This window comes from Paraburkholderia sp. BL21I4N1 (assembly GCF_002973525.1).
GTDB lineage: Bacteria > Pseudomonadota > Gammaproteobacteria > Burkholderiales > Burkholderiaceae > Paraburkholderia.
In genome coordinates this window covers 16,984-41,995 of record NZ_PVEN01000023.1, presented here as the reverse complement: position 1 = coordinate 41,995, position 25,012 = coordinate 16,984, and the positions used below count along the sequence as shown (strand labels likewise).

Annotated in this window: 21 protein-coding genes and 6 pseudogenes; 13 read left to right on the top strand and 14 right to left on the bottom strand. The window is 59.0% G+C overall.

Annotated elements, in window-relative coordinates; all coding sequences use genetic code 11:
- Positions 1-2: 2 nt before the first annotated feature.
- The 3 genes from B0G83_RS34380 to B0G83_RS34370 form a co-directional block, all read right to left on the bottom strand.
- The gene (locus B0G83_RS34380) at positions 3-1,418 is read right to left on the bottom strand and encodes an aldehyde dehydrogenase family protein (protein WP_219849057.1); all 1,416 of its coding nucleotides are present in this window, start codon (positions 1,416-1,418) and stop codon (positions 3-5) included.
- Between the two features lie 2 nt (positions 1,419-1,420).
- Entirely contained in the window at positions 1,421-2,470 is a 1,050-nt protein-coding gene (locus B0G83_RS34375; RefSeq protein ID WP_105511796.1) for a homoserine dehydrogenase, read from the bottom strand.
- Positions 2,471-2,608: 138 nt separating this feature from the next.
- Positions 2,609-3,064 carry an Lrp/AsnC family transcriptional regulator gene (locus tag B0G83_RS34370; protein WP_105511757.1) on the bottom strand — a complete coding sequence of 152 codons (456 nt, stop codon included), beginning with the start codon at positions 3,062-3,064 and terminating at the stop codon, positions 2,609-2,611.
- Between the two features lie 301 nt (positions 3,065-3,365).
- Between B0G83_RS34370 and B0G83_RS39305 the strand changes: the two are divergent.
- Positions 3,366-3,651: pseudogene (locus tag B0G83_RS39305) on the top strand (antibiotic biosynthesis monooxygenase family protein); the annotation flags it as partial.
- Between the two features lie 147 nt (positions 3,652-3,798).
- On the opposite strand, the gene B0G83_RS34360 reads toward B0G83_RS39305, so the two are convergent.
- The 7 genes from B0G83_RS34360 to B0G83_RS34330 all read right to left on the bottom strand — a co-directional run bounded on the left by B0G83_RS34360 (position 3,799) and on the right by B0G83_RS34330 (position 9,645).
- The gene (locus B0G83_RS34360) at positions 3,799-4,728 is read right to left on the bottom strand and encodes a LysR family transcriptional regulator (protein WP_105511756.1); all 930 of its coding nucleotides are present in this window, start codon (positions 4,726-4,728) and stop codon (positions 3,799-3,801) included.
- Positions 4,729-4,917: 189 nt separating this feature from the next.
- Positions 4,918-5,685, bottom strand: coding sequence for an ABC transporter ATP-binding protein (locus B0G83_RS34355; RefSeq protein ID WP_105511755.1), 768 nt, complete (start codon positions 5,683-5,685; stop codon positions 4,918-4,920).
- 20 nt (positions 5,686-5,705) lie between these two features.
- Positions 5,706-6,419 (bottom strand): ABC transporter permease, encoded by a 714-nt coding sequence (locus B0G83_RS34350; protein ID WP_105511754.1) that lies wholly within the window; start codon positions 6,417-6,419, stop codon positions 5,706-5,708.
- Positions 6,416-7,105 carry an ABC transporter permease gene (locus tag B0G83_RS34345; protein ID WP_105511753.1) on the bottom strand — a complete coding sequence of 230 codons (690 nt, stop codon included), beginning with the start codon at positions 7,103-7,105 and terminating at the stop codon, positions 6,416-6,418. The genes B0G83_RS34350 and B0G83_RS34345 overlap by 4 nt, the downstream gene beginning before the upstream one ends.
- Before the next feature lie 61 nt (positions 7,106-7,166).
- Complete coding sequence (locus B0G83_RS34340) at positions 7,167-7,940, bottom strand: ABC transporter substrate-binding protein (protein WP_105511752.1); 774 nt, start codon at positions 7,938-7,940, stop codon at positions 7,167-7,169.
- Between the two features lie 266 nt (positions 7,941-8,206).
- On the bottom strand, positions 8,207-8,956 hold the full coding sequence (locus tag B0G83_RS34335) for a B3/4 domain-containing protein (protein ID WP_165576571.1): 750 nt from the start codon (positions 8,954-8,956) through the stop codon (positions 8,207-8,209).
- A gap of 89 nt (positions 8,957-9,045) precedes the next feature.
- Complete coding sequence (locus B0G83_RS34330) at positions 9,046-9,645, bottom strand: helix-turn-helix domain-containing protein (protein WP_105511750.1); 600 nt, start codon at positions 9,643-9,645, stop codon at positions 9,046-9,048.
- Positions 9,646-9,974: 329 nt separating this feature from the next.
- Here B0G83_RS34330 and B0G83_RS34325 point away from each other — a divergent pair, with 329 nt between their 5' ends.
- From B0G83_RS34325 to B0G83_RS34295, 7 genes and pseudogenes are all read left to right on the top strand, one after another.
- Positions 9,975-10,739 (top strand): DMT family transporter, encoded by a 765-nt coding sequence (locus B0G83_RS34325; RefSeq protein WP_181157158.1) that lies wholly within the window; start codon positions 9,975-9,977, stop codon positions 10,737-10,739.
- Between the two features lie 294 nt (positions 10,740-11,033).
- Positions 11,034-11,933: a 4-hydroxy-tetrahydrodipicolinate synthase gene (gene dapA / locus B0G83_RS34320; protein ID WP_105511795.1), complete on the top strand. Its 900-nt coding sequence runs from the start codon at positions 11,034-11,036 to the stop codon at positions 11,931-11,933.
- Positions 11,934-12,106: 173 nt separating this feature from the next.
- A complete protein-coding gene (locus B0G83_RS34315) occupies positions 12,107-12,403 on the top strand; it encodes a hypothetical protein (protein ID WP_146120337.1) in 297 nt (98 codons plus the stop codon).
- Between the two features lie 1,110 nt (positions 12,404-13,513).
- A complete protein-coding gene (locus B0G83_RS34310; protein ID WP_258168451.1) occupies positions 13,514-13,891 on the top strand; it encodes a hypothetical protein in 378 nt (125 codons plus the stop codon).
- A pseudogene (locus B0G83_RS34305) lies at positions 13,819-14,433 on the top strand (3-oxoacyl-[acyl-carrier-protein] synthase III C-terminal domain-containing protein); the annotation flags it as partial. The gene B0G83_RS34310 and the pseudogene B0G83_RS34305, both read left to right, overlap by 73 nt.
- 399 nt (positions 14,434-14,832) lie before the next feature.
- Positions 14,833-15,528, top strand: a complete 696-nt coding sequence (locus B0G83_RS34300) for a LuxR family transcriptional regulator (protein WP_258168450.1) — start codon at positions 14,833-14,835, stop codon at positions 15,526-15,528.
- A gap of 166 nt (positions 15,529-15,694) precedes the next feature.
- On the top strand, positions 15,695-16,333 hold the full coding sequence (locus B0G83_RS34295) for an acyl-homoserine-lactone synthase (protein WP_105511746.1): 639 nt from the start codon (positions 15,695-15,697) through the stop codon (positions 16,331-16,333).
- 137 nt (positions 16,334-16,470) lie between these two features.
- Here the strand turns inward: B0G83_RS34295 and B0G83_RS34290 are convergent, their stop codons facing one another.
- From B0G83_RS34290 to B0G83_RS34280, 3 genes and pseudogenes are all read right to left on the bottom strand, one after another.
- Positions 16,471-17,037 carry a hypothetical protein gene (locus tag B0G83_RS34290; RefSeq protein ID WP_105511794.1) on the bottom strand — a complete coding sequence of 189 codons (567 nt, stop codon included), beginning with the start codon at positions 17,035-17,037 and terminating at the stop codon, positions 16,471-16,473.
- Between the two features lie 1,380 nt (positions 17,038-18,417).
- The gene (locus B0G83_RS34285; protein ID WP_258168447.1) at positions 18,418-18,627 is read right to left on the bottom strand and encodes an AlpA family transcriptional regulator; all 210 of its coding nucleotides are present in this window, start codon (positions 18,625-18,627) and stop codon (positions 18,418-18,420) included.
- A 360-nt stretch (positions 18,628-18,987) separates the two neighbouring features.
- Positions 18,988-19,167, bottom strand: a pseudogene (locus tag B0G83_RS34280) (integrase); the annotation flags it as partial.
- A gap of 197 nt (positions 19,168-19,364) precedes the next feature.
- On the opposite strand from B0G83_RS34280, the pseudogene B0G83_RS39300 reads away from it, so the two are divergent.
- The 3 pseudogenes from B0G83_RS39300 to B0G83_RS34265 all read left to right on the top strand — a co-directional run.
- A pseudogene (locus tag B0G83_RS39300) lies at positions 19,365-19,513 on the top strand (alpha/beta hydrolase); the annotation flags it as partial.
- Between the two features lie 91 nt (positions 19,514-19,604).
- Positions 19,605-20,292, top strand: a pseudogene (locus B0G83_RS34270) (IS6 family transposase).
- Positions 20,293-20,344: 52 nt separating this feature from the next.
- Positions 20,345-21,106, top strand: a pseudogene (locus tag B0G83_RS34265) (transposase); the annotation flags it as partial.
- 984 nt (positions 21,107-22,090) lie between these two features.
- On the opposite strand, the gene B0G83_RS34260 reads toward B0G83_RS34265, so the two are convergent.
- Entirely contained in the window at positions 22,091-22,723 is a 633-nt protein-coding gene (locus B0G83_RS34260; protein WP_105511745.1) for a TetR/AcrR family transcriptional regulator, read from the bottom strand.
- 129 nt (positions 22,724-22,852) lie between these two features.
- On the opposite strand from B0G83_RS34260, the gene B0G83_RS34255 reads away from it, so the two are divergent.
- Both B0G83_RS34255 and B0G83_RS34250 read left to right on the top strand, forming a co-directional pair.
- Positions 22,853-23,851 (top strand): SDR family NAD(P)-dependent oxidoreductase, encoded by a 999-nt coding sequence (locus tag B0G83_RS34255; protein WP_105511793.1) that lies wholly within the window; start codon positions 22,853-22,855, stop codon positions 23,849-23,851.
- A gap of 381 nt (positions 23,852-24,232) precedes the next feature.
- Positions 24,233-24,847, top strand: a complete 615-nt coding sequence (locus B0G83_RS34250) for an SDR family oxidoreductase (protein WP_258168445.1) — start codon at positions 24,233-24,235, stop codon at positions 24,845-24,847.
- Positions 24,848-25,012 lie beyond the last annotated feature (165 nt).

The window sequence follows — 25,012 nt, the reverse complement described above, 5'->3', positions numbered from 1 at the left end:
AATCAACGGCCCGTCTTGCGGATGCAGACAACCTTTGGTTGCGTCATGTCTTCATACGCAAATCGCACGCCTTCACGTCCGAGGCTCCCATACTTGAAGCCGCCAAACGGCATCGCATCGAAGCGATAGTCCGAAGAGTCGTTAATCATGACCCCGCCTGCCTCGAGCCTGTCGGCCGCCTTCAGGGCAACCTCCAGATCCCTGGTGAAGATGCCGGCATGCAGGCTGTACTCCGGGAGATTCGCGAGGTCCAGTGCTTCATCGATCGAGTCGATCTTCCGCAGCACTACGACCGGACTAAAGATTTCCTGAGTCCACAGATCACAATGGAAGCTCACGTCCTCCAGAACGGTCGGCGCATAGAGCGAGTCATCACGAACGTTGCCGCACAAGAGCTTCGCACCCTGACGAATCGCATCGCTGACGATGTCTTCGGTGCGTCGCGCGGCTTGAGCGGTAATCATCGGGCCGACGTCGGTGTCAGGCAGCGCCGGATTGCCAACCTTCAACGCTTGGGTCAGCGCAACGAAGCGCTCCCTGAATGCGTCGTAAATTCGCGCGTGGACGAGGATCCGTTGCGTGCCGATGCAGTTCTGGCCCGCAGCCCAGTAGGCACCTGACACGCACGATTCGACAGCGTCCTCGAGATCGCAGTCGTCCATCACAATGACGGGCGCGTTGCCGCCGAGGTCCATTGCGAGCTTCTTCAGACCGGCGGTACGTGCGATCCTTTCGCCTGTCACGAATCCGCCTGTGAACGAGATCATCCGCACATCTCGAGCGGAAACGAGCGCCTCGCCGAGGGCCGGCCCGCCGGTCGCGATCGAGATGACATTAGGCGGCAAGCCGGCGATGTTCAGATAGTCCACCAGCTTGATCGCGGACAACGGCGCGAGTTCGGACGGCTTCAGCACGACCGAATTGCCGCCGGCAATCGCCGGCCCCAGCTTGTGAGCGACGAGGTTGAGCGGATCGTTGTACGGCGTGATTGCGACGATCACCCCGAGCGGTTCGCGCGTGAACCAGCCTTGACGGTCTTCCGAGCCCACGTACGAATCGAACGGCACGACCTCGCCACCGTTGCGGCGCGCTTCGTCGGCCGACAGCTTGAGCGTGTTGACGCAACGAAGCACTTCCTTCTGTGCCTGCTTGAGCGTTTTGCCGGCCTCGTCCACGATGAGCGCAGCAAACGCCTCCTTGTCGCGCTCGACCAGTACGGCACAGGTCTCTAGGATACGGGCACGTTCGTGCCGCGGCAGCGCGCGAGCCACCTTTGCCCCGTCTCGAGCGATGTCGATGAGAGACTCGGCGCGCTCCGCCGGCATATTCACGACGGTTCCAACTTGAGTGCCGTCGAACGGATTGTTGACGGTAATGACGCTATGGGACGCGGTGACGGGAAACGCAACGTTGTTCATGTTCATTTCCCCTGTGCGACCTTCGCTTTGTGGATACTGATGATGTCCGCAAGCAGCGCGTATGCGGTTTCCACCCGGCCAGCACCGGGGCCGCGTACCGTCACATCGCCCAACACGCCGGTGCGGAACGTCACTGCATTGATGGCGTCGCCCACCGCCGCCAGCGAATTTTCCAGCGGCAGCAGCTTCGGCTCGACGCTGGCTCGCACGGTGCCATCGGCCATTCTGGATGCACTGCCGATCAGCTTCCACCGCGCATTCGCAGCAGCGGCGTCGTGGATGCTTTGCAGCGTCAAGTCGCTGATGCCCTTGCACGGCACATCGGCCGGCTTGAGCTTTGCGCCAAGCAACTCGTTTGCCAGGATAACGACCTTCAGGCGGACGTCGTGCCCTTCGATATCGGCAGTCGGGTCGGCCTCTGCATAACCGAGACGTTGAGCCTTCTCGACTGCTTCCGTGAAACTGAGGCCGGACTCCATGCTCGACAGCACGAAATTCGATGTCCCGTTGAGAATGCCTTCGAAGCCTTTTAGCTCGGCCCCGGCAAGCAGTTCCTTCGCAAGGCGAATGACGGGCGTCCCGCTCATGACCGCGCCTTCGTATTCGAAATGCACGCCGTTCACCGCAGCTTCGCGCTTCAACGCTTGTGCATGGAAAGCCACCGGCCCCTTGTTGGTCGTAACGACGCTGATACCCTTGCTCAGCGCAAGGCGGCAGTACGACGTTGCCGGTTCACCGTTGACCGCGTTGGTGAAGGTCGCTTCAGCCACGATGTCTGCTCCGGACGTCTCGATGACATGTTCGGTCGCAGCGTCGATGCTGCCGCCCGACAGCTCCGCCAGAGCCCCTTTCTCCGTCGGGAGATTGCGCAGCGCGTTCAGATCGAGACCATCGGGGCGAATGACCGACCCAAGGTGCAAGTCGCTGATGCCGACGATCTTCAGCTGGAAGCCCAACTCGCTTTGCCACTTGGCATTGTTCTCCGCTGCCAACTGCGCAAGCGCCCTGTTCACGCCGCCAAACCCGATCAATGCAACCTTGTATTCGCTCACTTCAGCACCTTCGTCGTAGTGGAAAGATAGCGAAAATGTTATCGAACACGCTTGGCAGTCGAAATATGGCAGCTTGAACGAAATTACGAGCAATTGGCTCGCGAATGTTCGAAATGCTTGATTCGGACGCGAAGGCGTTCAGGCGCCGTGCGGATTGCCTTTTGCACGGGTAAGGACGAACGAGGTGACGGTGTTGAGCACCTCGGGAAGCGCAGAAATCTCGTCCCACAGCTTGTGAATTCGATCAACACTCACCGCTTCAACATGGAGGACAACATCCAGGTCGCCGCTCATGACGTCGCATGTCACGACTTCCTGCACCGACCGTACGTATTTCAAAACATCGCCGCCGCGCATACGGTCTTTTCGGTACACGAACATCAGGGCTCGAATGGGCCCGGACTCCGGCGTCGCCGATCCTTTTATGATCGTGTAGCCGCGAATGAAGCCATCGCGCTCCAGTCGGTCGATTCGCAATCGCACCGCGTTGCGCGACAGGTTCACCGTGACGGCGATATCGTTGTGAGACAGCCTCGCGTTCTCGGCGAGCTGCGCGAGAATCTTCTCGTCAACCTTGTCTAGCACACGCTTCATGGCTTTCCTTGCAACGCTCCGGTCATTCAGATGGTTGCCAGCCCCGTGATCTCGCTGAACATCATTCGACGAAGACTTTCTGACCGCACCAAGAGTTTAATATAACGCCATTGTAGAACAGTATATTGAACTATGCTAGCATTTTGATCATTATCCGAGCAACGTGCTCGCTGGACGTCGCCCACGCGATCGACCCGGCATGTCGACACGAAAATGACCATCGACAAGAAAGCAGCCGCAGTCCGCGCATCCAGGATGCGCGTGCCCGGTCAAATGCGTCCACATCCGCAGGGGAAGCCCAATGTTCTCTTCTAGCTTTATTTTCAGGGCCGGGCAGTATGACGACGAGTTCCACGAGCTCGATCAGCAGATCACCGAGTCGCCCGCAGCCTTCCGGGATATCTCGGTGAAGATACCCGGGAAAACGCCGCGGCCGACTGATTCAGAGTATTTACTGCTGGGAATCGGAAGAGGCGCTGTTGCGACTGGTCAAGCACCCGGCTCACCTCGAAGCGAAGTCGAAGCAGGCACGCTGGCCGGACGGATATCGAGTCGTCATTGCGCAGGTGCTTCGGACGTACGGGGAACGATCGCATAGGAAGAGCGACCCTCCCGGCTTGCATCTCGTGATTTTCGATCCGCGCATGGGTTGTGCAACCGCTACTCATGCATGGCGCGATGTGCTTCCCGTTGAACGGAGAAAAAGCACATCTCAGCGATCGAGACGACACGTGCTATCCGGATGCCAGATTCAGGAGCCAGTCCCTGACGACACGGCCCACGTTGCTTTCCTCGATGGGGGTACGCGCCAGCAGATAATAGGCGGAACCGTCCTCGACAAAGGCCATGGGTGCCGCGAGCAGACCGCTCTCGATTTCGCGCCTCACCAGTTGCCATGGGCCTATGGCAACCCCGACCCCAGCCGCAGCGGCTTGAAGACTGAAATAGAAGTGTTCGAAGGACTTGCCAGCTGCCAGCGCAGCATTCCCTGTGCAAGAGGTCAGCTTTGCCCACGTTTGCCACGCATTGGGCCGCGTTCTCGTATGCAGCAGCGGCGCGGCATCCTTGAGTCGCCAGCCATCGTCCGCAGCATCGAAAAAATCGGGCGCATACTCGGGGCGACATACCGGCCCCACTCGCTCCGTGAACAGACACGTCGCCTCGACATCCACCGACCATTGAACGTCATTACGACGAATTGCCATATCGATTCCCTCTCCCAGCGCCGGACCAGATGCCGCGACAAGCCGCAACTCGAGCTGCGGTGACTGCGCCTGCAACGAGGTCATGTTCGGAATCAACCAACGCATCATCAGCGTCGGCTCGCACGATAGCGTCAAGACGGTCTCGCCGGCTCGCTCGCGGAATTCGCGACATACCGCGCCGATCCGGTCGAAACTCTGCCGCACGGCCTCCGCTAACCTTTGCCCATCCGGCGAGAGAAAGACACGTCGATTTCGGCGAGCAAATAATTGAACGCCGAGATCGTCCTCCAACACTCGGACTGCACGACTGACAGCCCCGTGTGTCACGTGCAGCGATTGTGCAGCTCGACTGAAGCTCTCCAGGCGAGCGGCCGCCTCGAAGCAAACGAGCGCTTGCAACGACGGCAACACTCTCGTTGTCGGTTGAGTGTTCGATCCGTCCGTGATGTCAGAATTCATCGTTCGATCCTGCTAGACTCTCCGACACGCTCGACGAGCCACATCAATGCTGCGTCACTTTTTCCGAAGTGCCACAACTATACTGCCGCACGCGGGCGAGAAACAGCGCAGATGACTGGGAGCCAGCAAGGTGGTCCGCTCCCGCCTCCCGCACGTTCATTCAGAAAATATGCCGCGCCGGGCAAAGTGTCATTTCAACCGCCCCGACAGAAATTGTCCGAGCCTCTCGCTCTTCGGGTTGACGAGGATATCCTGCGGATTCCCTTCCTCCTCGACCTTCCCCTTGTGCAGGAAAATTGCATGATTGGACACGTTTCGTGCAAACCCCATCTCATGGGTAACGACGACCATCGTTCGGCCTTCTTCGGCCAGCGCCTGCATGACCTTCAAGACTTCACCGACGAGTTCGGGGTCGAGCGCCGACGTCGGTTCGTCGAACAACATCACCTCCGGCTCCATCACAAGCGCCCGCGCAATCGCGACACGCTGCTGCTGTCCACCCGACAGGTGAGACGGGTACATGGCCTCAACACGGGCGGGCAGGCCGACCTTTTCGAGATACTTTCGTGCACGCGACACGGCTTCGTCCTTTCCGATCCCCAGCACTGCCATCGGCGCCTCGATGACATTCTCGAGGACGTTCATGTGCGCCCACAAATTAAAGTGCTGAAACACCATCGCAAGCTTGGTACGCATCCGTTGCAGTTGTTTTTTGTCCGCGACTTGCAGCGCGCCGCGTCTGTCTTGCGTTGTTCGAATCCGTTCAGTCCCGATCGTGATCTGGCCCGAGCAAGGTTGTTCGAGGAAGTTGATGCAACGGAGGAACGTGCTTTTTCCCGAGCCGCTCGAGCCGATGATGCTGATGACGTCGCCGGCCTTCGCCTTCATTGAAACGCCCCTCAACACCTCGTTGTCCCCGAACTTCTTGTGAAGATCCTCAACGATAAGCTTGTACATACGTGTGTCCTTCTGATTCGTTAGTGACCCCGAGGCGCGAGATAGGCGAGCCATCGGGTTTCGAGCTTTCGGAATGCCCAGATCAGCCCGAATACGACGGTTGCATAAAGCACCGCCGCGAGACCATAGGCCTGGAACGACATATAGGTCGCAGAATTCACATCGCGCGTGACTTTCAGGATGTCCGGCACGGTCGTCGTAAACGCAAGCGTTGTCGCATGCAACATCAGGATCACCTCGTTGCTGTAACTCGGCAATGAACGCCGCAGCGCCGACGGCAGAATGATCCGCGTATAGAGCTTGAAGCGCGACATCCCGTAAGCGATGCCAGCTTCGATTTCACCAGCCCCGGTCGACTTGACAGCGCCCGCAAAGATCTCCGTGGCATACGCGCACTCGTTCAGGACAAACGCAAGCAACGTACAGTTCATCGCGTTGCGGAAGAACGTGTCAAGCAGCACGTGTTCGTGAACGAACTGAAGGCTATAGATGCCGGTGTAGCACATCAAGAGCTGCACATAGAGCGGCGTACCGCGGAACACGTACGTATACAGCCACACGGGCCGCGAAATCCATCGATTGGACGACACGCGCGCGATGGCCAGCGGTATGGCAAGCAGGAATCCAAGCACGATGGATATCACCAGGAGCCACAAGGTGACTGCGAGCCCGCTGAAACCGTACCCGTCTGTGTACATATAGTTTTGCCAGTACTGGCTGATGAGACTGATCACAGCGCGAGCCTCCGAACACCGACCGAATAACGCTTTTCAAGGTGGTGCAGCACGATGTTCGAAACTGTCGTGATTGCAAGGTAAATCGCACCTGCCGCTAGCGTGAAGAAGAAGAAGTTCAGTGTGGTCTTGCCCGCGTCCTGCGACGCTTTCACAACATCGGCGAGACCGATGATCGACACCAGTGCGGTCGCCTTCACCAGCACCTGCCAGTTATTGCCGATTCCTGGCAGCGCGAAGCGCATCATCTGCGGGAACAGGATGCGTCGGAACACCCGCCAGCCGGTCATCCCGTACGCAAAACCCGCTTCGAGCTGGCCGCGCGGCACGGAAAGAAATGCGCCACGGAACGTTTCGGTGAAATATGCGCCATAAATGAAGCCCAGCGTCACGACACCGGCCACGAACGGATCGATGTCGATCTGATCCCAATCGAGGATGTCGGTCACGTTGTTGAGCAGGATCTGCATCCCGTAAAACAACAGGAGCATCAGAACCAGGTCAGGGACCGCACGAATCAGTGTGGTATAGAAAGTACCGAGTGCCGCCAGCATGCGATTTGACGACAACTTTGCGGCCGCGCCGAGCAACCCGAGCGTAAACGACGCCGCCAGCGACAGCACGGCGAGTTTCACGGTCTCGACCGTGCCGGTCCACAGCAGCGGACCAAATCCTTGAAAAAGCATGTCAGGGTATCCAGAAAGGGACGCGACGCATCACGGTCATTGCCGTGTGCGCCGCAAAATGTCAGTTTCCGAAGATGTCGAACGGGAAGTACTTCTGTCCGATCTTCTTGAACGTGCCGTCTTTCTGCATGTCGGCGATGACCTGATTAAGCTTCGCTTTCAGGTCAGCATCGTCCTTGCGCAGGCCGATACCGACACCCTCGCCGAGCGTCTTCGGGTCACTGATGTTGCCTCCGGCGAACTGATAGCCCGTCCCGCGTGGCGTCTCTAGGAAACCGATGTCGGCTTGAACGCTGTCCTGCAGCGAGGCGTCCAGCCGCCCCGACAGAAGGTCAGCATAAACTTGGTCCTGGTTCTGGTACGCGACGACGCGCACGTCCTTCGGCGCCCAATAAGTCTTCGCATACGTCTCCTGGATTGTCCCCTGCTCGACGCCGACCGATTTTCCTTTTAGCGACTCGGCGGTCGGCTCCAGCGTGACGCCCTTCTTGGCCACGAGTCTCGTCGGCGCATCGTACAACCTTGCGGAAAACGCGATCTGCTCCGCGCGCTGCGGCGTCATCGACATAGACGACAGCACACCGTCGAACTTTTTCGCTTTCAATGCCGGGATCAAACCGTCGAAATCACTTTCGACCCATACGCACTTCGCCTTTAATCGTGCGCAGATCTCGTTGCCGAGATCGATATCGAAGCCGACGACCTTCCCGTCAGAGCTCTTCGATTCAAAGGGCGCGTAGGTCGCATCCACACCGAATCGGATTGTCGACCACTCTTTCGCAAATCCACTGGATGCAACAACGGCAAGCGCAACGCACGCAACGAGCTTCTTCATGACTGTCTCCGGGGTAATTTTGCTTTTAAAGTAATCACTGCAAGGAGGCTCTTCTAATCGATACTGCACCTCTTCTTTTCGATCTACCATTTCGTATACCTAATTAAATCAGGGGTATACAGAATTACACTGCAGCAAACCTAAGGAATGGTTATTACCGCTCGAATCCGGCTCTGCTCGAGCTAAATCGCACCTCTTCCATGCCGGAGCACGAGCGACGCCGTACCACTGTCAGCCACGGTCTCGCGACGCCGAGCCCCGGCACATCAAAGCGGGAGATTGCCGACCTTGATGAGTCGATAGCCTACTTGCGCTGCACCGCCATGGACCCGGAGAACGTCGGTCAACTCTTTGACGATTTGCATGATTTCCATTCCGCCGGTTGACGGAACAACAGTATCAACGATGAAGTAAGCATTCTGTGTCTCTTCAGTGAGCCTCGTGCGCCGCCCCTGACGCCAGTTCCAGCGGCGGCAGGTAACACCAAGGTCGTCCGTCCAAATAACTTCCTGTTCGGGCACGATCACCTCATTCGAGGAGGAGTCATCTGCAATATCAAAGCTCTCCCGACCCGTTGCCGGCCGTAGTTCAAGCACGCCTTGGAGGGCATTGAGATCCTCTCCTCCGATCGGCACAAGGTGACGCAAGCTAAGCGCGTTATAGAAATCGACCAGGCGGTTGATGGTCGGAACGGCTGACTCCGGTCGAAGCGCCCGTCGGGCGAGCGCTTCGACCGAACAGGGGTACTTGCGGGGCTTTGCGTTGAAACGCTTATAGATTTCATGCCAGCACGCAATTTTCGGATGGTCACGCAGTCCGTCCGTGTCGACGGCCGCACGCAACGCGACAGTGGCGTCAGCGAGTGCCTTGCTGCTTTTGGCGTTCGTCGGGCCGTTGCTGAGCCCAAGGGCCACAATGACCGCAATCGTCGCTTCGGGATAGATGTCATGAATCGCATCTGACACACGGAACTGATCGAACGCAGTCGCCAGAGGATCTTCGATTTCAAGAGGCACAGCACTCTCCAGAGAACATTCTAGAAACGACTATAGCCCGAAAAAACCGACAGTTCAATATATTTGTCTTTCAGTACAGTTTGAACGAATTAGCCGCACGGGCCAGCGCCTGGTCGAGCGGCGGTTCGTGGCTCGACGACCACCATCATGAAGACCACTTCCTCGTCCAGTTCGTTGGCATAGCGATGCGGAACGTCGGCCGAGAAAACCAACGCTTCCTGAGTGGCGACCGTTTCGCATGCCGGGCCTGCAGTGACGGTCAGGGTGCCGGTCGTGACAAACAGGAGCTCCTTCGTCCCCGGCGGATGGGCGATGCCGTCGTACGACTCACGCGGGCTCAGGCGCCACTCCCAGAATTCGAGCACGGACGGCTCGTCAAAACCCGTGATGAGACGACCCAAGCCGCCAGCGGCCCCGCGCCAGAGCTCGGAGGCGTCGGAAAGCTTCGTCTTGTACGCAGCGGGGCGAACGTCCGTCTCGATAAGCTTGGAGATGGGCACGACCAGCGCGTTGGCCAGGCGGCATAGCGTCGCGACACTAGGGTTGGTCTTGCCCTGCTCGATCTGGACGACCATTCCGCGGCTGACTCCGGATGCCTGCGCCAGTTGGTCCAGCGTCAGCCCGCGGGCCTTGCGCTGCGCAACCAGGTTTCTTCCGACGATGGTGTTGATAGCGTCGACGTCATTCATGCGAGAACCGGTACATGTTGTTAGATCAATATAATGTACCACGCATGCAGATTAGTGTTGGCGCGACGCGACTGCGCTCCCATATGTCGGAAATCCGTCGCCACCCCATCGCTTCGATAAGACTAATTTAATTGACTATAGGATAATATAATGTACTATTGACCTGGCGTGCTTGTACTCGTTCAACCGCCGCTGAACCAGCTTCGACCGGCGGCTCTACCTTCCTGCAAACAATGGGCTCGATCCTCGCGCTTCTGTCTTCCGTCTGTTACGGGTCAGCTGACTTTCTGAGCGGTTACTCGGCACGTCGCGTATCTATCGGGTATGTGATGCTCTTCAATCAGGTCCCGGCGCTCGCGATTACGGGATTGCTGGCCATCGCGACCCACGGGCAGCTGGCGGGAGCCGCAGACTGGTGGTGGAGTGCGGCAGCCGGCGTCAGCATTGCGATCTCGCTGCCCGCCCTTTATATGGCGCTGGGAATGGGGCCTATGGCGGTGGTCGCTCCAGTTACCGCGTTGATCGGAATCGTGCTGCCAGTTCTGTTCGGTGTGCTCGTTGCACACGAACGGCCGTCCCCCCAGGCTTATATCGGCTTCCTCCTCGGTGCGCTGGCTGTCCTTATCGTCAGCGGAGCCGAACATGGCGACCGCAATGCTGAAGACAACACACGGCTAGTCAAGGGCTTGCTTCTCGCAGTTGTCGCCGGCAGCGGGATTGCAGCTACCTACATTTGCCTGAAGCAGGTTTCCCTGCAAGCGGGATTCTGGTCGCTGGCGGTGGCGCGCTCCGTGTCCCTGTCTCTGCTCATTATTACGGCTCTCTTCAGCCGTCGCGTCACCCTGGAAGCGCGCCCCGACTTTCGCGGTGCCGTCTTCATCGCCATCGCCGGTTGTCTCGACGCGTCCGGAACGATGCTGTACAAGTCGGCGCTGATCTATAGCCAGCAATTGTCGATCGTGGCGACGCTTGTCTCTCTTTACCCGCTCACAACCGTCGTTTTGGCAACGACCATCCTTCGTGAACAGCTGACGTGGCAACGTGTGCTCGGTGTTTTACTTGCACTATCAGGGATTGGACTGCTGGTTAGCTGACATGAAGCGCTCAGAGGCCGGCTGCTCAGATTTCGCTTAGGATCACCGTTTCACTGATACAAGAGAGCAGGCGGATCAATTTCGGCAAACCTGGAAGCATGCCTCGGACCACTTCCGCTATTTCGACGGGCGCGCGGCCTGACTGCCGACGTTGCAGACGTGATGTCTGCCCCGCGTGCGAGCAATGCCGCCCAGATCGACCTCGCACGTCGAAAATTTCGCATGATCGTACGTCGGTTCCGGGAGTGCGGATCCATACGCGACACCCGATTGGAATATGCAAAGGACACGGAGATGAATACTGAAACAATCCCGCCGATTCGCGGCAGCGTTCCCGCCATCGTCACACCCATGCATGAAGATGGCAGTCTCGATCTGCCGGCCTTTGGCAAGCTGCTCGACTGGCACGTCGAAGAAGGCTCCAACGGGCTGGTCGTTGTGGGCACAAGCGGAGAGTCGGCGACGCTCACAGTCGACGAGCACATCCTCATGGTCAAAACCGCCGTCGAGCATGCTGCAGGGCGCATCCCCGTAATCGCGGGCGCAGGGGCAAACTCAACGGCCGAGGCAGTCGAGCTGTCCGAATTGTCGAAGCAAGTCGGCGCGGATGCGACGTTGCAAGTGGTTCCGTATTACAACAAGCCCACGCAGGAAGGCATGTATCGACACTTCCGAACGATCGCCGAATCCGTCGATTTGCCGATGATTCTCTACAACGTGCCGGGTCGCACGGTCACTGACATGTCTAACGAGACGATCCTGCGCCTTGCCGGCATTCCAGGCATCATCGGCGTCAAGGACGCGACGGGCAATATTGAACGCGGGGTGCATCTCATCAAGCATGCTCCCGTGGACTTCGGGATCTATAGCGGTGATGACGCCACCGCGATCACACTCATGTTGCTCGGCGGCCACGGAAACATCTCCGTCACGGCAAACATCGCCCCCAACGCGATGAGCGCGCTCTGCCGAGCTGCACTTGAGGGCGACGCAATCACCGCCCGCCGCCATCACCTTCGGTTGCTGTCGCTGCACAAGCATCTCTTCTGCGAGGCAAATCCAATGCCTGTCAAATGGGCATTGCAAGCCCTTGGCCGAATCGAAGGCGGCATCCGGTTGCCTCTCACGCCGCTGGACGAGCGGTACCACGACGTCGTCCGGTCGGCCCTACGTGAAGCCGAGCTCCTTGCTTGATGTACCGCTACGCGGGGCGTAGCCTCATCTCGGATCAAGGCTTCACCGCATGAACAGGCCGCACGCTTGCTCAGGTGTGGCCTTCAATCGCCATCGAGACGTGCCACACTTTTTCGTCTCTAGCGTCGTTCCAAAGGTTAGCTCCGTCTCACGCCGTCAGCGGGAGGAATGTTTTGAGTGAGCTACCGCAGCCGTGCCGGAAGCTGCTTTACCGGATGATCTGGCAGACACCTGACGGGATCGCCGACGCGCTCGCGCTGTGTGCCACGCGTGAGGAGGCACAGCGTTTCTGCTGCACGGCGATATCGCTGGTGTCGGGCATTCAACAGGACGAACTAGAACTGTTCAACCTCGAGTCGTTTGATGACCTCGTGAACGCGGGCGTGAGCGAGGACGAAGACCTGCGCATTTTCGAGACGCATGGAACGGCGCTCATGTCGTTGGCTGGACAACGCGGCCGCTTTTTCTAATGCCGGACCCTATGTTGATCGCCAGATGGGCAGACCTGCGGGCGGAACTCGCTGCACCGAAGACCAACTCGGTCCTCTCACGCATCAGCGGGCGCGGGATACTGAGACACTGCGAGAGAGTCTTTCGCCAAAGCGATCCGGCCTCGGGCCGGGTAGCTATTAAGATAAGTTTTCCTATATTAATAGCTCCCTATTCAAGCAACTCCCAGTCTTCGCGAAGAGGCCATTCCGCCCGGACAACCGGCTCGTGCCGGATCCAAGACAGAAGCTTTGACTACCGAAACGACCTCTTATGAGGCACATCACCCATCTGCATTAGGATTGCGAAACAAAGCGAGAGGCCTGTACTAATACAATAATTGCTGCCTGCGTTGGATTACCGCCGCTGTGGATTCACTGTATGTGTTGCGGCTAGCTGACAATGTCCGCAAACCATACATAAACCGGACCTTGGCGCATCATGGGTGGCCTTGATGGCGATTGCACGGGCGGCTGGCAATCCTCGAAGGCGACCTTGACCGAAACTTGACCAAAGTAGGCATAAATCCCCGTCAGAAGGGCTAAAAGCATAGTCGGTTAGTGGACGGCCACCACTGCAAGTCATTGATTTAACTTAGCTTTAGTTTCTGCCTGTTTACGGCGAATGGGACTTTTAATCCCGTGGTCACAGCTTCGAATCCCGTATGGCCCACCAGCGATTATCTGTTGGGAAAACCAACGGCCTTCGCAAAAAGGGCCCCTGATCAATGGCGCTCCTGAGACTTCAACCGAAGATTTCAAGACCGTTCCTTTGCACGAGCTGAAGCATACGCACCACGATGCCACTGGACTTCTTGTCGCCTTGTCCGAATCCCTGTCGAATCGAACGTCGACGCTGGCGACCGGATGAAGCCTGTCACCAAAAATCTCCTTCGCCAGACGCGTTTCCACTTCCTGCCAGATCTGGCGCCTGGCAGATCGCCGCGGCAGTCGCGCTTCCGCATCTGAATCGATCACGTTGCATTCGTCAGTCAAACGTCTATATTTGGCAGATGAAACCTCGCTCCTGCCTGAGCCCATGTCTTGACCGGAGCAGGTTTATGCCGCAATGCGTGCCTGAAGGAGCGAATCATGGGTTGGCTGAAACTCGCGCTGATCGTCGCTATCGTCGTCGCTGTCGCAAAAGGCCTCCAGCTGTTCAACCGGCACTGCCGGCGCCGGTTCGGCCATTCCTTCTTTACAACACGCGGATTCTGGCTCACCGCCATCGCGATCAATCTGCTCTGGTGGGGCTTCTATTTCTGGGGGAAAGCACACCTTCAGCACACGACAACATCCGACGGAATCATCCTGATGGTCTTCGGGCTTGCCGCCGTCGCGGGGCTGCTGTACGAGAATATCCGCGACACCGATCTCGTCCACGGCATCGGTGGCTCGGCTTCACCAACGCCGAGGCGTTCTCGTTCGCCCAGCAGCATTGCGCATCCGCCCTTGGCGCACTACGTGTGATTCGCGCGATGTTCATCGCCCGGCCCCACATGAAACGGGTCCTGCTTGTCGGCGCCGATATCATGCCACTCGAGTCAGAAAGGTTAATGCAAACCGAGGGGATTCTGGGTGACGGCGCATTCGCCGCATTCATCGAGCGCGGTGCCGCCGTCAACCGCCTGATCGCGATCGCGACATATGCCAACGGCCAGGGCTGGCGAGGGGTACTGACAAATGAGGAACCGCGCCTGGCAGCGCAGCATTTCTTCACGACGCGCAGCCTGATCAGGCAGACAGTCCAGCAGGCACATTTCGCGCTGGACGACATCCAGCGTATCCTGCCCCATCATCTGGATCTGCCTGCATGGCACCGCCTGCTCGACGCGCTTCAGATCCCGCAGGACCGGCTGTTCGCGGAGAATTTCGCCCGCATCGGCCACGTCACCGTCAGCGATGCGTTCATCAATCTCGCCCAGTGTCATGGACTGGTGCCGGGCAGGCCGTTCCTGCTCTTTGCGCGCGGCGTCGGGGGGTTTTCAGCAGTAGCGGTGCTGCTCCGTTAGCTCATCGACACAATCATCCTTCCTCGCACCTTCCCCTGCACGGCGCACATGATTTCAATCCCTTACATGCGTCGTTGAACCGCCATCCACAGACTACAATGAACGCTAAACTGACTCGGGCGGGGTGCACAGTATGCCCGCGGTTGGCCATCGCCGATGCCTGCGGCAATCGCAGGTGCGACCTGACTCACCGCCTCTCTCCCAAAAGCCCGTGCCGCATGGACCGCACTGTCATCGCGCGCGTGCCTCGTTCTCATTTGGCACCCGCCGTTCCAGTCCCTGTCGGGCAACGCCAGGGTAGCGAACATGAAACATGTCCCTCGACGCGGTTCTAACCGCGACCAACATGGGCCGTCACCCATATCTGATGCTCTGCTCGCTGGTGCCCCAGCACCGGTTATGCGTCTTGCACGCGCCACAGACATTTATTCCCTCGTCGAGTCTTTCGGCCGAGCGGCCAGGAGGCTCGGCTTCCCGCACTATGTGATCAGCCGGGTTACGCCGATCCGCTCGGCCTGCACGCGGCGAACGGCACTCGAGATGATCGGCTCGCACTATCCGCACGAGTGGATGCGGCACTACCAGCGTCGGGACTACGCGTCCGCCGATCCCGTTCATCGGGCCGCGTTCCTTCAGTCCGCGCCCTACCGGTGGCACGACATCATCGGGTTGAGCAAAGCCGAGCGTCGTCTGCTCGATGAAGCAAGAGAGGCTGGACTGCCCGCGGGACTTAGTATCCCGGTCCACCAGTCCGATGGCAGTATTCTGCTGTTTAACCTGTCGGGCCCACTTCATTACGTGAACGACACAGGCAACTCCCGACTGGCTTACCTGATGAGCGCTCAGTTCAATTTTGAACTGCATCGCCTCGCGCTGATACGTTCAGGAAGGGCGGCACGTCTGCTTACGCCGCGCCAGCTGGAGTGCCTCACCTGGGTCGCGCGTGGGAAAACCTCCGCCGAGATTGGCGAGATCCTCGGCCGCTCCCGCTATACCGTTGACTACCACATCGAAGAAGCGATGGCGGCTCTCAACATCCGAAGCAGAACGGCAGCAGCAGTCCACGCGACGGCACAAGGCATCATAAAACCCTGAATCCATTTTTCCTGAAGTTCCACCGCACGTCCTGCCCGTCACCGTAAAAATGACGTTGGCCAGTGCACGCTCGCGCGTATCCATCAACACCCTCCCAAAGCTCCGAGTTCCCGCGCCACAGACACGCTGATAGCGTCGCCTCAACGGCTAACTCCAGGAGGAGCCCATGTCATCCATCGTTGCCGGCAGGCTTGATGACCTGCCATTGGATATCCGTCGCAATCTCGGCACCTTTCGCCACAAGGTCTTTGTCCAGCGCCTGCACTGGGAAATACCCGGCGTGTCCGACGATGCCACAATCGAGTGGGATGAATTCGACGCTGCCAGTACCATCCATCTGGTCGCACTGTCCGCCGACGACGAGGTCTGCGGATGCGCGCGTCTGATGCCCACCACAGGACCCTATCTGCTCCGTGATGTTTTCCCACAACTCGCAGGCCCAGGCTTATTGCCGTCATCGAGTTCGATATGGGAGATGTCGCGATTCGCTGGACCAGGACTGCCAGACCACCGAACCGGCTCGACCTCGGGCATGTCCTTGTTCCCCTACGCAATGGCGCTCGCCCTCTCGTTCGGCGCGACACACGTGATCGGCGTCGTCTCGCGCTCCGTTGCACGTCTGTACCGACGTTTCGGACTCGATCTGCGCGATATCGGCGTTCGATCTGCGCTGGGCCGCGCAGATATCGTTGCTTGCTCAATTGAACTGGGTCCTGCTGCGTTCCGCAATCTCCAGTGCGATCCCGATACGCTACTCGACTCGATCACCCGCTTCGGACAAGTCTTTACAGGTCCCACTCGCTGAAGCTGGCTTGCGGGGTCATTCGTCTTCCACTGACGCGGGCGCCCGTTCTGAATACTCGCCGGTGACAAGCACCTCGCGGGATGCGGCAACGAAACGACGAGACCGCAAGCGGCGGTCCAGGCGACTGGCCTCCTGCATCAGCGCATCCCTGCAAGCCGGCAATGGTGGCGGTTGTCGGCCTCCTTCACCCAGTCCGGCCTGATCGCCGACGCATAAGCCTGCCCGCTGCGCGAAGCCTCTCCGTTCCGCTGCGAACTCAGGCCCAGGCGTTCGTCGATGGCGTGTGCGACAGTCGAAGACTTCGGAGGGTGATCGTGATCGCAGTCCATCCAGAACGTACACATTGCATCGAACAGGACGGACAGTATCGAAGTCACGTAAGGCAGCTTCACGACAATGCCCTCCACGGGTCGGTCACCGGTAGACTTGCCCCAATGCTCCTGGAATTCGTTCACGGGCATCATGATCCGCAGAGAATCCAGTTCACGCTGCAGGCGATCTTCAAACGAGTAGTGAACGGTCGCGGAATGCGCAAGCGCCTTGCGCAGTTCGCAAAGCTGCCGGTCCTTCATCGCCATGCATCTGGTCAGCCGACGGACTTCAGACTCGGCCCGCTGCAAACGCTGATCCGCAGCAGCATTTGCCGGTAGCATCTGAGGGGCGCTCCCCATGCCAGCGACTGCCCATGCATTGAGTTCTTTCATGATGTTCCCTGCCTCGAATGCGCATGCCTGTACCGTTACAGCTGTGCCCTTCCGGCTGACCGGCGCGGGCGCGAGGGCACCTGAAGTTTCGTCCATTGGTCAATCGTGAGGGTCAATCGCGGCGGAGTCGTCGGGCCTGAGCCACGTATCTTTTTTCGGTTTTCTCAGACGAAATATCAACTGCGAATTAATGGAGGGTATGCTGTAGCGTGGTCGGCACGGAGACGCGGAAGTGAACATCCCACAATTTCTGGTGACCGCTGGTCAGCGCGCAAGCGCCGCCGGAAGGCAAGGCGCGTGTCCTGCTATCGGGAAAGGTGCATGATTCAAGACTGCGAAGCGATTTTGTACGGAAGTGGCCAGCGTCAAGCACGAAGTCCGTTTTGATGCCCCAACGGAACGCGTTTTAAAGAATATCCTGCAATAGCCAGCAACGTTAGACATGAGTGCCGGGGATCACGCGGGTGATGTTTCAGCCAACGTCAACGAGTCATCTGTTGCGGCTCTCGCAGTACCGGGAGCTCCACAAGATGTGTTTGAACGTACGTGCGGACTCCCCGCCCCAGGTAACATGCCATCGACCAGTCACGAGACGCGCGCTGGATTCGCCGACGCGTGACGGGCCCGCCTGCACGTCATTCGACCGAACTAACACCTCGCTGTTGATGCTTTTCGATTCCGACCTTGTCGATTAGACCTCGCTGAATCTCAGGCCAGCCGAAGTGGCTTCGGTATCGTCACGGATGACGACGAAAATCTTCATCGAAACGAAATCCGGTACTGATTCGCCGGAGATCATCGCCTCCGTGCAAATCGCCTGGGACGCCTGCTCATCGTCTCATTTGTAGGCACCCGGAATATACGCACGCCCTCCCTTTGCCGAAGTGCCCGCGCTACCCGTATTCGATGTCGCCCAGGCGCAGGCCGGTCGAACGCCATGATAAGGCCGGTCTCTGCGCCTTTGGGCTGATCTTGATAGATGCCGAAACCAAGGGCATTGGCTGCAACGAGGACCGGATGAGAGGATGAGAGTTGCGGTAGGACTAGCGGGGGTAACGTCCCGCGCCGATAGTCACCAAGAGATGATGCGTGAGCGCCCTCGCCAGAGCGGCTCCGCCGCTGCGCACCGCACCATCGTAGCGGCCGATACAGGCGTCTGCCAGGCGAAATCGGAGAAATAACGGTACTGACGATCGGCACCCACACCCTTGTGCCGCCGGCACATTATCGTATCGTCTGCAACTCCTTCGGACGCGCTCGATTGCCGTCGGCAATCTAATTCCACGCCGCACTGGACACGACCCGCTCCCGCCCAAGGCGGAAGCGGTTGAATGGGCTCTGCCGCGAAGCTCGCCAACCTTCGCGTCCGCAGTTAAGAGGCTATTCCGGACTACGCCAGCCTGCCTCTGGACGATTCGCGATCCACGCATCGATTTCGCTTTCGAGCCATGCCACCCTTCCGCCACCGATCTCGACAGGCTTCGGAAATTTCCCTGCCGCCAGGTACCGGTAGACTGTGCTTGCGCCAAGGCCTACGCGCGCGCACCTCCCGAAGGCGAATAAGGCGGGCTTTCGCGCCTTCGTACCCACCACTGTGCTCGTTCATGATTCAGATCCTCCTGACGGCGTCCGGTCGCCGCCGGACATTGCCAGATTAACTCGCCTTCACCGGCGCCTCAAACCCGCGTTCAGGAGAATTGTTGCCAAAACCCGGAGGGGTGCTCCCGCGGCGCATTTCTCATGGTTTCCCTGTAGTTCCCAGTCCGCCAACACGACGAGCCGGTTCTTGCTCCGAGATCCCATGACGTAAAAAATCCTCGCTATTTCCGGCCGCATGGCTGGCTGGCGACCAAACTATGGGCAACCGTGAATCACTGATGCGCAGAATGCTGCCGCCAGAGCTGACGCCCATCACCTGCGGGTTGTAATTCATAAGCAATCCAAAATTATCTATTTTTTCTCGTCACAGTATGCCGCCCAGTCGTCCATCATCTGCTTGCGACGCTGGAACATCTCACCGCGACGGTATGCGGCCTCGACCTTGTCATCCACTGTGTGCGCCAAGGCCATCTCCGCCATCTCGTTGGGATAAACCGTACACTCCGCAGCCCAGTCACGGAATGTCGAGCGAGCATTGACGGCTTTTCCTTCATCATCCCGCGAGAGGCTTGTCACGCGGGGCATTTCTTGATCAAACGCCCTTCAGATAAAGGCTTTTTGCATCTGCCATCTGCACAGCAGAAGGCATCTACGGTCATCTGCAAGTTGCTAAACTCTAGATGTTGGAGTAACTTTTTTCACTCACTCGCCGAAAACCTACGCCAACCATGCGATTTGATGCCAGGCCGCGAAACAGCTAAAGCCGGATACCCACATGGGCTTCGAGGCGTTCCCAGGCCTTCGCCTGGAAGCGACCGCATCGCGGCGCAGTTGGACCTACCGATTCAAATCGCCCATCGACGGCCGGATGCGTCAGCAGGGCGCTGTCAGGTTGATGGGTAGGCGGCGGTAGAATGAGCGCATGAAAAAAAGCGAAATCGCTTTATCACGGCCACCGCTTCCCTGCTATCGTGATCAGTTGCGCGGTTCGCTGGTATTGATATGACTTTGCGTGTCAATCGCGACATCGAGGAGTTGCTGCTCGAGCGCGGTGTCGTGGTCACGTATGAAACAATCCGTTGCTGGTGCGACAAGTTCGGCGCTGAATTCGCCCAGTATGCCAAGGCAGTGCGGCGGAAGCCGGGCAGGACCTGGCATCTGGACGAGATGTTCGTGACGCTGTGCGGCGAGCCGTATCTATTGTGGCGTGCGGTCGACGAGCATGGCGCCGAACTCGACGTGCTGGTGCAAAAGCGACGCGACAAGACCGCGGCAAACCGCTTCTTCCGACGGGTGCTACGGTCAAACCCGGTGCCGCGTAGGATCGTCACCGACCAGCTGCGCAGTTATCCGGCGGCGAAGGCTGAAATTCCCGAGCTCGCTCACGTAAAGCACGTTTTTGTCAAAGCGACTGCACGCGTGAACAACCGTGCCGAGAACAGCCACCAGCCGACCCGCAGGCGCGAGCGCCAGATGTGCGGCTTTCGGGATGCGCATCGCACGCAGGCGTTTCTCTCGTGCTTCGGCCCGATCCGGCAGCACTTCGCGTTTCCCAGACATCAGATGAACGCGGCATCTCATCGCACCATACTCAAAGAGCGCCTTGCCACATGGCATGCTTGGACCGTCTCTTCAGCAGACGGGAAAGTTATCTGATAAGGATAACTATGTTTGAGCCACTCAGATGGTCTACGGCCTTCAACTTGACAGAGCCCTTGTGCTGCATACCTGGGGCTCCGCGCTCACGCATCATCCCCATGTGCATGGCATCGTTCTCGGTGGTGGGCTATCGCCGGATCGAAGCCGGTGGCTAGCGTGCAAGCCAGGTTTCTTCCTACCCGTGCGCGTGCTCTCGCGGCTGTTCCGGCGACGCTTCCTCGAAGAACTGGAAGCGATCTATCGCCGCGGCCAGTTGCGCTTCTTCGGCGAATCCGCCGAGCTCAACGATATGGCAGCCTTTGCCGAGTGGCTTGCGCCAATGCGCGCATGCGAGTGGGTGGTATATGCCAAACGCCCATTCGCCGGACCGAAAGCGCTGTTGGCCTATCTGTCGCGTTACACCCACCGGGTCGCGATCTCTAACCAACGCCTGGTCGCGCTCGACGAACACGGCGTGACCTTGCACTGGAAGGACTACCGCGTGGACGGACGCACACGCAACAGGACCATGACGCTCGAAGCGGATGAGTTCGCGCGCCGGTTCCTGTTGCACGTGCTGCCTGGCGGCTTCCACCGCATCCGCCACTACGGTCTGATCGCGAACCCATCGCGGCGCGAGAATCTCGCGACGATACGCGAGTTGCTGGACGTCGTGCCTGCCAGTCACGACGTCAGTGCCAACGGCGTAACCACCGTCGCAGTGCCGCCAACCTTTGTTTGCCGGCACTGCGGTTCGCCGATGATCGTCATCGACATACTCCAACGCAGCAGACCTATCCGGGCACCGCCTGTTGAGCGAGCCCACGCATGAACACCAGCGTGTCAGGATGCACCATTCGACTGTCGGCTCTTCGGCAACGAGAGCCAATAGGAGACGCCTGCGCCTATCGCACCAAAAAGGCAGTGTCGCGCTGGCTGTGTCGGCGCGATGGCGACCCGCCGCTGTGCCGCTGCCGCGATCGTGTCCGTCTAGCCTCAGATTTATCCGCGTTTATATCCACCATGCCCTCAGTGCGCCCAAACAAATCGCCATAGCGATGACATGTTCAGACCACGTCGGAGCACTCCGCGGTTTCCTCCCTTGGGGCTTGTAGGACGCCTGCCCGCCGGCGTCTGGGCGAGTTCACGTGCCTACGGATATAGGGCAGGCGTCCTACAACCCTAAACACGAGCCGCCGGTCGAGGTCGCCATTCGATTTGAATAGCCAAGGTCTCGTCCACCCTCGCTGAATGGCCGGTTTCCGGCGAGCGAATTGCCGGTGGTACCGCTTCAACCCGGCCAACAACGGCCTGTTGTGAAGGGCCGCTTCGGAGTCGCCTGCACGGAACCCTGGAAGTCTCATCGGGCACGAGCATGCGCCACTACAACGGACGTTGGACGAAGATCGAGGTGACCAATTTGCCTGGTAGGGAGCTTCCGACTGGTACTTCGAGGTCAGCCCGAAGAAGACCGTAGCGCGGCAGATGGAGGTGTACGACGCGGCAGTCGTTCTGCAGTACGACCAACAGCATCTTGAGGTGATTCGGGGTTGTCACAGACAAGCCGTGCGATGCCGCGCCGTTTCCAGTTGCCGAAATTGCGCGCAACGATTTCGAGAGGGCATGGTCAACTCATGCTGCCGCGAATCGCCACTCGAGAGGGACCGCGCTTGGGGCCAACTGGTTTTCGGGCTTCGATTTCCAGATCAAGGTGATCCACCCTATCCGAAACGGGAAACGATTGATCGGGTTTGAGGGGCGCGCGGAGCGGCAACTACCAAAGCCTACTGCCCCGCGACGCCCCTTAACGTCGGCGTCAACTTTCTGGCCCCGCGTTTCCACGCCGCGGCAAGAGCACCAGGTCGGCTGCTTCGTCAGCATCTTTCAGGAGCGTCTTGCGCGGCGTGCCCATCTGCGCACGCATGGTCAGCCCACGCGCTAAATCGGTGACTTGGATCGCGCGCGCGGCTACGGGAAAGTCGGAGGGGATTTCTCCCGCGCTGATCCCGTCCCGGAAGCGACCTTCCGCCAGCGCCACGGCGCCAACGGCAACGTTCTGCAGGAATTTACGGACCTCAGCGTCGTCCACAAGCGGCGCCACGCACACGAGAAGACAGCCTGGGGCAGAACCTTTCTCGGTCGCACTTTCTACGGCCTGCCTCAGAAAGCTGACGAGCGAGTCGCGAAGAGTCCCCGGCGAGAGGAGCGCTTTGGTTGCGAGAGCGCCCTTCCTCTCTGCATACGCCCTGAGGGCACGCATGAATATCGCCCGCTTGTCCCCAAAGACGGCATACAGGCTCGGACGTCCCACACCCATTCCGGCGACGAGATCGTCGATCGTCACTCCGTCATAGCCCTTCGACCGAAACACCTGGGTCGCCTTTTCCAGCGCCCCCGTCTCGTCGAAGCTGCGCGGTCGACCCCGCGGCCTAGCGTTATTTTGAATCATTTGGTTCAAAATTCATTGACAAATTTCATTGCACCAATATATAACCGAATAGTTCGAAATTAACAAGCCGTTTCTGGCGCTGTGGGGCCTCACGACTCGGCCTTCACCCTTCGCCACACGGAGACGCCTATGGAACATTCGATCGCGCTCGTCACCGGCGCCACCTCCGGGCTCGGCTATGCCGCAGCTCGCACTCTTGCCGGAGAGGGCTGGCGCGAGATCATCATCACCGGACGCAGCCTGGCTCGGGCCAAGGAAGCGGCCGCTCAACTCGCAGCGGAAACCAGAAGACAGGTCTTCACGCCGCTGGAGCTGGAGTTGGACACGCCGGCCAGCGTCCGGTCCGCGCTCGCCGAGTTGGTCAAACAAGGTCGGCCGGTCGATTTCCTGCTGCTCAATGCCGGATTGGTCCCAACCAAGAAGCGCGTGATCACTGCGGCGGGCGTTGAGGCTTCTCAGGCCCCGCTGATCGGCCATCATCAACTGACTGTCGGGTTGCTTCGCGCCAACCTTCTTAGCCCCAACGCGCGGATTGTTATCGCCGGCGCGGAGCCTGCCCGCGGGGGCGTACCCATGTTCAAGTACACCGACGTGGACGCATTCGCTGCCAAATACCACCAGGGCGACCTGACCGCTGCTATGGAAGCCCTGCTGCGCAACGGGCCGAACGTGAAGTACGTGCCCAACAATGCGTATGCTGACGCGAAGCTCATCATCGCTTGGTGGACTGCGGCGCTGGCCCGCCGGCTGCCCTCCGGCATGGCCGTGTACGCCGTATCGCCCGGTGGGGCGACCGACACCAAGGTGGTGCGAAACGCTGGCCCGTTGTTGAAGTATCTGTTTATCCCAATCGTGAACCTCATTCCCGGCCTGAATCAAACGCCGGAGACCGCGGCCCGTCGGTACCTCCAGGCGTCGGAGTTCGGAACCGACGTCTCAGGGCAATTCTTCGCCTCGGCTCAAGGGAAGTTCTCAGGCCCAATTGAGGCGCAGCACCACCTACACCTCCACGATGGCGCCAACCAGGAAGCCGTCTGGCAGGCCGTCGCCAATGTCTCTGGCGTCAATTTCTCGCCTGTCAGGCCCGCGTCGCCGTCGAGTCCGCCGAAACAAAACGGCTCGTCGTGACATAGAAAAAACTTCGTCGTCTTTCGCTGCAAGTTAAGAGCGGTGTGCTGAAGGAGAGTCCGATCGCGGCTGAACTGATCCCGGTAAGCCGAATCAGCAGGCGATTGCGGCGCTCCATGATTGCCCACGGGGTCCTACGGTATTTTGAAATAAGTAGTTCAAAACTCATTGGCCGCGGTCATCGCGTCTATTACCATACCGAACAGTTCGAAATAAGCAGGGCGACCCGGCGTCGCAAGGAGAATACACATGGAACGGTACCAAGGTAAAAAATTGTGATCATTGGCGGCACCAGTGGCATGGGGCTCGCTACGGCGAAGATGCTCCTCGATTGGGGGCGCGCGTGTTCTAGTGACGGGTCGATCGCAGGCTGGGCTGGAATTGGCGCAGAAAGAGCTTGGGAATAACGCCATCGTGGCTGCGGGCGATGCGCGGTCGTTGACGGACATCGACGTCCTCGCCTCTCGGGTGAAGACCGAGTTCGATACCTTCGACCTGCTCTTCGTCAACGCCGGGTTCAGCATTCCAACGCCTCTCGAGAGCGTGACCGAGGCCATCTACGACGAGATGTTCAACCTGAACGCCAAGGGACCGTTTTTCGCGGTGCAGAGGCTCGCGCCGCTGGTCAACCGGGGAGGCTCTGTCGTCCTCACGACCTCGATCGCGAACGTCAAGGGAATGCCCGGCCAAGCCACATACGGAGCCGCCAAGGCTGCACTGCGATCATTCGCCCGGGTGCTTGCCGCTGAGCTTCTTCCTCGGGAAATTCGCGTGAAGGCGGTGAAGTCCGGTCCCATCGACACGGACATCCTCGAAAAGGCGATCCCCGACAAAGATGCGGCCGCCCAGATGAGGGGACATGCGAGCGGTATGGTCCCCATGAAGCGCTTCGGGACGTCGGAGGAAATCGCCAAGGCCGTCATCTTCCTTGCGTTCGACGCGACCTTCACGACCGGCGCTGAACTTCCGCTCGATGGGGGTTGGTCGCAACTCTGAAGGCAATGCTTGCAGCATTTTCGATGGTGTAGGTTTAGAGATGAGGACCTTACAGCGCGCTGAACGTGCCTGTAAAGGTCTGATATGAGGCGAGGCGCGCATGCTACCTGAAAATCGCTTTGGTATGCTTAAGGAAAACTGAAGGGAAAATTACAACGCGCGACA

What these genes read in the sequence shown, in the direction of transcription:
- B0G83_RS34380 (WP_219849057.1), bottom strand. Translation starts at nt 1,418, where the DNA reads ATGAACAACGTTGCGTTTCCCGTCACCGCGTCCCATAGCGTCATTACC.
- B0G83_RS34370 (WP_105511757.1), bottom strand. Translation starts at nt 3,064, where the DNA reads ATGAAGCGTGTGCTAGACAAGGTTGACGAGAAGATTCTCGCGCAGCTC.
- B0G83_RS34360 (WP_105511756.1), bottom strand. Translation starts at nt 4,728, where the DNA reads ATGAATTCTGACATCACGGACGGATCGAACACTCAACCGACAACGAGA.
- B0G83_RS34355 (WP_105511755.1), bottom strand. Translation starts at nt 5,685, where the DNA reads ATGTACAAGCTTATCGTTGAGGATCTTCACAAGAAGTTCGGGGACAAC.
- B0G83_RS34345 (WP_105511753.1), bottom strand. Translation starts at nt 7,105, where the DNA reads ATGCTTTTTCAAGGATTTGGTCCGCTGCTGTGGACCGGCACGGTCGAG.
- B0G83_RS34340 (WP_105511752.1), bottom strand. Translation starts at nt 7,940, where the DNA reads ATGAAGAAGCTCGTTGCGTGCGTTGCGCTTGCCGTTGTTGCATCCAGT.
- B0G83_RS34330 (WP_105511750.1), bottom strand. Translation starts at nt 9,645, where the DNA reads ATGAATGACGTCGACGCTATCAACACCATCGTCGGAAGAAACCTGGTT.
- B0G83_RS34325 (WP_181157158.1), top strand. Translation starts at nt 9,975, where the DNA reads ATGCTCTTCAATCAGGTCCCGGCGCTCGCGATTACGGGATTGCTGGCC.
- dapA (WP_105511795.1), top strand. Translation starts at nt 11,034, where the DNA reads ATGAATACTGAAACAATCCCGCCGATTCGCGGCAGCGTTCCCGCCATC.
- B0G83_RS34310 (WP_258168451.1), top strand. Translation starts at nt 13,514, where the DNA reads ATGGGTTGGCTGAAACTCGCGCTGATCGTCGCTATCGTCGTCGCTGTC.
- B0G83_RS34300 (WP_258168450.1), top strand. Translation starts at nt 14,833, where the DNA reads ATGCGTCTTGCACGCGCCACAGACATTTATTCCCTCGTCGAGTCTTTC.
- B0G83_RS34295 (WP_105511746.1), top strand. Translation starts at nt 15,695, where the DNA reads ATGTCATCCATCGTTGCCGGCAGGCTTGATGACCTGCCATTGGATATC.
- B0G83_RS34290 (WP_105511794.1), bottom strand. Translation starts at nt 17,037, where the DNA reads ATGAAAGAACTCAATGCATGGGCAGTCGCTGGCATGGGGAGCGCCCCT.
- B0G83_RS34260 (WP_105511745.1), bottom strand. Translation starts at nt 22,723, where the DNA reads ATGATTCAAAATAACGCTAGGCCGCGGGGTCGACCGCGCAGCTTCGAC.
- B0G83_RS34255 (WP_105511793.1), top strand. Translation starts at nt 22,853, where the DNA reads ATGGAACATTCGATCGCGCTCGTCACCGGCGCCACCTCCGGGCTCGGC.